This window comes from Chitinophagales bacterium, from assembly GCA_040877935.1.
Lineage (GTDB): Bacteria > Bacteroidota > Bacteroidia > Chitinophagales > CAIOSU01 > JBBDNB01.
Genome location: JBBDNB010000055.1, coordinates 44,886 through 50,885, shown reverse-complemented (window position 1 = coordinate 50,885; position 6,000 = coordinate 44,886). Strand labels below are relative to the sequence as shown.

Below are 6,000 nucleotides of genomic sequence, written 5' to 3'. Positions count from 1 at the left end.
CGAATCTCACTATTTTCTGGCATTCTGAGCAATAAATAATTTCCGAACTCAGGTTATTATTGAAATCAATAAGCTATAATCTCACCTTTTTTTCTTTTGCGGGTGTATTGCAAAATTATTTTTCTGGCTTCAGGACTTACCGGTCTGGGTTTAATGCTTTCTTTTAAAGACTCAATATCATTTTCGATGTATTCCGGTTCAAAAAAGCCAAATCCCATGTATTTCTGCTTATCGACCCAAACAATAGAGTGTTCATGGTGAGAACGTCCTTCGCCTATTAGGAAGAAATTATCGTTTTTAAACAAATAGCGCGAAAGTATTTTTTTAAGTTTAAAATTATATGCGTCCAAAGCTTTAGGTAATTTCCTGTCGGGGTATTCATTTTCATAACCACATAATAGAGGACACAACTGATGGGTTTCCATCAATTTTTTCAATGTATTGTTCGCACTTCTTTTTGAGGAAAATTCCAAATAAGGAACTCTATTATTTTCAGCCAGTGAATCAATTTTCAACCTAAGAAAACCCTGTTCATCAACACTTGAAAACAAGCCATATTTGTATTGTGTTTTGCGCACAGTGAAATTGTAAGGCGGTCTTTTAATGAGTAGCTCTTCCTGTGCCAGCAACATGGCAACCAATTCACTGCCGGTAACTTCATAGGAAATATCACAGATGTTTTCGATTAATGGATTGTAAGCATCTGAAGCGAAATCCTTACTCAACAATCGAATCAGGCTTTTGCGGATATTTTTACCTTTTCCAATGTACAGGGGGGTGTTTTCCTTATCCAGGAAATAAAAAACGCCTGCTTCTTCAGGCAAGTCTTCTAAAATTTCTTTTTTAATGAGAGGCGGAACAACACTGTCTTTTACATCATCTTCAGTAAATGCGCGGATTCGGTCTTTATCATTAACATACAACCTTCCAAAAAGCTCGGCAGTTGCCAAAGCATCACCATATGCCCGGTGTCTTCCTTCCAGGTTGATTTCCAGATCCTTGCAAAGTCGGCCAAGCGAGTAGGAATTGTGTCCGGGGATCAATTCGCGGCTTAACTTAACTGTGCACAATTGTTTGCGCAAAAACTTAATGCCAAGTCGCTGAAATTCATTGCGCAAAATACCGTAGTCAAAGCGTACATTATGTGCAACAAAGATTTTTCCTTCAGTCATCTCCAATACTTTATCGGCAATTTCTTCAAAAGTAGGGGCATCTTTCACCATCGACTCATCAATTCCGGTAAGTGATCTTATAAATGGTGCTATGGGCTCCAGTGGATTGACAAGGGTAGAATATTCTTCTATCACTTTCTCGCCATCGTAGATGATGATAGCGATTTCCATTACTTTGTCTTTGGATGGGTTTCCCCCGGTAGTTTCCGTATCAATAATTGCAAACATAGATCAACGCGCAGTGTACTTATAATATCTCATAATCAATTCAATAGATTTTCAGACCAACTTGTAATAAGTTGAAAAAGTTTATCCCGATCATAATCATTGTGAATTTCGTGAAATGCCCCTTCAAAAAGCTCAAATTTAAGAGGTGCCTGAACTTTATCGGCAAATTCTTCCGAAGCTTTATACGATGTCAATTGATCAGAAGTTCCGTGAAAGAGCAATAAGGGATTTTTAATTTTGTCTGCATTTTCCAGTGCATATAAACCTGCCTCATGAGCTGAAATAAAAAACATAGTACTAATGCGGTCATGAACTAGAGGGTCGTTTTCATAAGCTTCCACTTCTTTAGGATCACGGGAAATAGCTGCGGCATCTAACTTTGTGGATTGAGTAAATGCCGGAAAAATATTATTGACCAAACGACCGAGTTTTACTTGAATGGCCGGGGGATCAAAGGCCAGTTTAAGCCAGGGACTGCTGCAAATTATCCCTTTAATTTTAGCATCGGGGTTTTTAATAGCATAATTCAATACCACATTGCCCCCCATGCTGTGTCCATATAAAAAAACCGGAAGCTCCGGGAAATATTCTCTGGCTTTATCAAGCAATTGATCTACACTTTCAAGCAAACGATCATAGGCATTGACATGCCCGCGCTTTCCCTCTGATTTTCCGTGGCCAATATGGTCAAAAGCAATAAAGGCATAACCTTTTTCTGTGAAGCGTTTTGCCCATGAATCATAGCGCTGACAATGTTCGCCCATGCCATGCACCATAGCAATCACAGCTTTTGCCCCGGATTCAGGAGCATGATATTTGCCAAATATTTTTAGGCCGTCTGCATTCTTCCAATTAAACTCCTGCGTTTTCATCTGTTTAAATTTATTTTTCAACGGTCAGATGCCTGCCTGCACGTGGCCGTTTCGGCAAATGCAGGGAACTCACAAAACAAAAAAATTTGATCATTCTCATGTGTGTCAAATTTTTTTGACATGTTCGTTTCATGCAATGAGAACTGTTTTATTTTCAAACAAAAATATTCGAATTGTTTTGGGTTGTTAAAATTGGTATTTTTAGGGCATTTACACCAAACAATGAGCAAGTTAGTAAAAAGATTATTTAAACTCCTTTTCACTTTAGCTTTCCTTTATGGATTGTATATTGGAGGAACCATAATATATGCTACAATCACTGATTACCGGCCAAAGGAGATCATTGAACTGCCTTTGCGTAATTCAAATTACCAAAACCCGCGCGACAGTATATTTACATTTCTAAGCTGGAATATAGGATATGCAGGGCTCGGTGCTGAGGAAGATTTCTTTTATGACGGAGGTAAATCGGTTCGCGCACCTGAAAACAGGACAAGGAGTTATTTCAGCGGCATTAAAAGATTTCTGATAGAACAGAATACAGATTTTATCCTTTTGCAGGAAGTGGATTCCAATGCAAGGCGTAGTTATTTAAAAAACCAATACAAAAGCCTTGCTGCAGAACTTAATAATTATGTTGGAGTATATGCCCCTAATTATAAAGTGCGACATGTTCCTGCTCCTTTTGAACGCCCTTGGGACCGCCTTGGGAGAATTCATTCCGGACTGGTTTCTTTTTCAAAATACCAGCCCACAGAAGCCGAACGCTATCAATTTCCCGGAAATTTTGATTGGCCAAAAAGGGTGTTTATGCTCGATCGTTGTTTTTTGCTCAAGCGATTTAAGCTCAGCAATGGAAAAGATCTTGTAGTGATCAATACCCACAATTCCGCATTTGACGATGGCAGCCTGCGCAGCAAGCAAATGGCTTATTTGCGCGATATTGTACTGGATGAATACGAATCGGGAAATTATGTAGTAGTTGGTGGCGATTGGAATCAAGTGCCCCCGGGTACTTCCCTCGATCTTTTTGTGAAAGATTCTGAACACACAGATATCAACAGGAAAGCTATGGAAACAGGGTTGTTTCCTGAAAACTGGAAATGGGCTTATGATGAAAGCAAATCGACCAACAGAGACTTAAAAGCTGCCTGGAATCCGAAAATCTGCAATACTTATATTGTAGATTTTTATTTGGTATCGCCCAATATTGAAACACAGGAAGTGAAAACTATAGACATGAATTACAAACATTCAGATCACCAACCTGTTTTACTTAAAATAAAATTAAAAGATTTCAATTAACAATTGAGCCATTTCATGTGTGTTGAATTTTTCTGCGCACAATTGAAATAGCGGATAAAAATATACTTATGAGCATACAAAGCAGTAATCAAATACTAATGGTAAGACCGGCAGCATTTCAATACAATGAACAAACAGCTGAAAGCAATGACTATCAGCATAAGCCGCCAAAAAAACAGAAAAAGGAAATTTTGCAAAAAGCCATTCGAGAGTTCGATACCATGGTTGATCTTTTGCAAAGCAATAATATTACTGTGCACGTGATAAATGACACTGCAAAACCCGAAAAACCAGATGCTATTTTTCCAAACAACTGGATTACTACGCATCCCGATGGGAAAGTTTTTCTTTTTCCCATGAAAAATGAAAATCGAAGAATAGAGCGCAGGTCGGAAATTGTAGATTATCTAAGAGGTAATTTCAATGTTGAAGTTGTGTTGGACTGGAGTTTTTACGAAAAAGATGATCGTGCTTTGGAAGGTACAGGCAGTATGGTTTTTGACCATCAGAGAAAAATCATCTATGCCTGTCACTCCTCCCGTACCGATGAGTTTTTAATTAAAAAATTCGGGAAAGTCATCGGCTACAAACCCATTCTTTTTCATGCCTATAAGAAAAATGGCGCGGAGCAATACCATACTAATGTTGTAATGTGTGTAGGCACGGCTTTTGCAGCAATTTGTCTGGACTGTATTCCCGATGAGCAAGAAAAAGAACTGATCGTAAAAAGCATAGCAAGGGGCGGAAAAGAACTGATAGAAATTAGCCGTGAACAACAGGAAGAAAACTTTGTGGGCAATATGCTGGAACTCCAAAATGAAGACGGGGCACTTTTTCTTATGATGAGTAAAAATGCTTTTGACAGCCTAAATGCCCAACAAAAAGAAAACCTTGGAAAACATGCGCAATTGCTGCATACAGATTTGGAAACCATTGAAATGATTGGTGGTGGAAGTGCAAGATGTATGATGGCAGAGCTTTTTTTAAGAGAGAAAGAAGAATAGCAATATACTTTTCAAATCATAGCCTACAAGTGAAATTTTGAACAATGTTAAAAACCAAAACTGTATATATCTGTCAACAATGTGGCTATCAAAGCCCTAAGTGGCAGGGCAAATGCACAAGCTGTAATTCATGGAACAGTTTTGTAGAAGAGGTAGTAGAAAAAAGCAGTAGTCCTGCTCGTGAAGCCGCAAGTACAGTTGAGTCAACAAATATTGAACCCACACCTATACACGATATTGAACTGCTGGAAACCTTCCGAATTCTCACCGATGATCTGGAGTTGAACAGAGTCTTGGGTGGTGGTATTGTTCCCGGTTCACTGGTATTGATCGGTGGTGAACCAGGCATAGGAAAATCTACCTTGCTGTTGCAACTGGCCCTGTCCTTAAAAAAAGTAAAAGTAGCTTACGTTTCCGGTGAGGAGAGTGCCCGTCAAATAGCATTGCGTGGCAGGCGGCTGGGGATGCAGGAGAATGATTGCTACATCATGACCGATACAATTGTTCAGCGCATTATTAAAAGCTCAAAAAAGCTCCAGCCAGGCTTATTGATCGTTGATTCCATTCAAACTATGCAATCACAAGCATTGGAATCTGCACCGGGAAGCGTGAGCCAAATTCGGGAATGCACAAACGAGCTTCAGCATTACGCCAAAAAGGAAGGTGTGCCAATTTTTTTGATAGGACACATCACCAAAGACGGGCAAATTGCAGGACCGAAAATATTGGAGCATATGGTAGATACGGTGTTGCAATTCGAAGGTGATGTAAATTACAATTATCGCATTTTGCGCACGTCTAAAAATCGCTTTGGTTCCACAGCAGAATTGGGAATTTATGAAATGCTTGGCAGCGGTTTGCGACAAGTGAGTAATCCATCTGAGCTTTTGATTACCCAGCGCGATGATCTTTTGAGCGGAATAGCCATTGCGGCTACTATTGAAGGACAAAGGCCTATGATGATAGAAGTTCAGGCACTGGTTTCACCTGCCGTTTACGGCAATCCACAGCGCTCATCTACCGGCTTTGACATGCGCAGATTGAATATGCTATTGGCTGTATTAGAAAAAAGGCTGGGCTTTAAGTTTGGTGATAAAGACGTTTTTTTAAATATTGCCGGAGGCATAAAAGTTGAAGACCCTGCAATTGACCTGGCAGTACTGGCGGCTTTATTGTCCTCTTTCGAGGATGAGCCAATACCATATAATTATTGCTTTGCAGGTGAAGTAGGTTTGTCAGGTGAAGTGCGTTCGGTTACGCGAATTGAGCAACGAATTGGTGAGGCAGAGAAATTGGGCTTTGAAAAAGTATTTGTGTCTAAATACAGCAGTAAAGCAAAAAACACTAAACTGAAAATAAGGGTTTATCAAATACAGAAGATTCATGATCTTTACCGCAGTCTTTTTAACAGCAAATAAA

General features: G+C 39.4%; 5 protein-coding genes. 3 read left to right on the top strand and 2 right to left on the bottom strand.

Features of this window, described 5'->3' with window-relative positions; genetic code table 11:
- Nucleotides 1-65: 65 nt before the first annotated feature.
- On the bottom strand, nt 66-1,400 hold the full coding sequence (locus WD048_15245; GenBank protein MEX0813572.1) for an exonuclease domain-containing protein: 1,335 nt from the start codon (nt 1,398-1,400) through the stop codon (nt 66-68).
- A 35-nt stretch (nt 1,401-1,435) separates the two neighbouring features.
- Nucleotides 1,436-2,272, bottom strand: coding sequence for a lysophospholipase (locus tag WD048_15240; protein ID MEX0813571.1), 837 nt, complete (start codon nt 2,270-2,272; stop codon nt 1,436-1,438).
- Nucleotides 2,273-2,494: 222 nt separating this feature from the next.
- On the opposite strand from WD048_15240, the gene WD048_15235 reads away from it, so the two are divergent.
- The 3 genes from WD048_15235 to radA all read left to right on the top strand — a co-directional run bounded on the left by WD048_15235 (nt 2,495) and on the right by radA (nt 5,999).
- Nucleotides 2,495-3,577, top strand: a complete 1,083-nt coding sequence (locus WD048_15235) for an endonuclease/exonuclease/phosphatase family protein (protein MEX0813570.1) — start codon at nt 2,495-2,497, stop codon at nt 3,575-3,577.
- Nucleotides 3,578-3,645: 68 nt separating this feature from the next.
- Complete coding sequence (locus WD048_15230; GenBank protein ID MEX0813569.1) at nt 3,646-4,581, top strand: arginine deiminase-related protein; 936 nt, start codon at nt 3,646-3,648, stop codon at nt 4,579-4,581.
- A gap of 44 nt (nt 4,582-4,625) precedes the next feature.
- Nucleotides 4,626-5,999, top strand: a complete 1,374-nt coding sequence (gene radA, locus WD048_15225; GenBank protein ID MEX0813568.1) for a DNA repair protein RadA — start codon at nt 4,626-4,628, stop codon at nt 5,997-5,999.
- Nucleotide 6,000 lies beyond the last annotated feature (1 nt).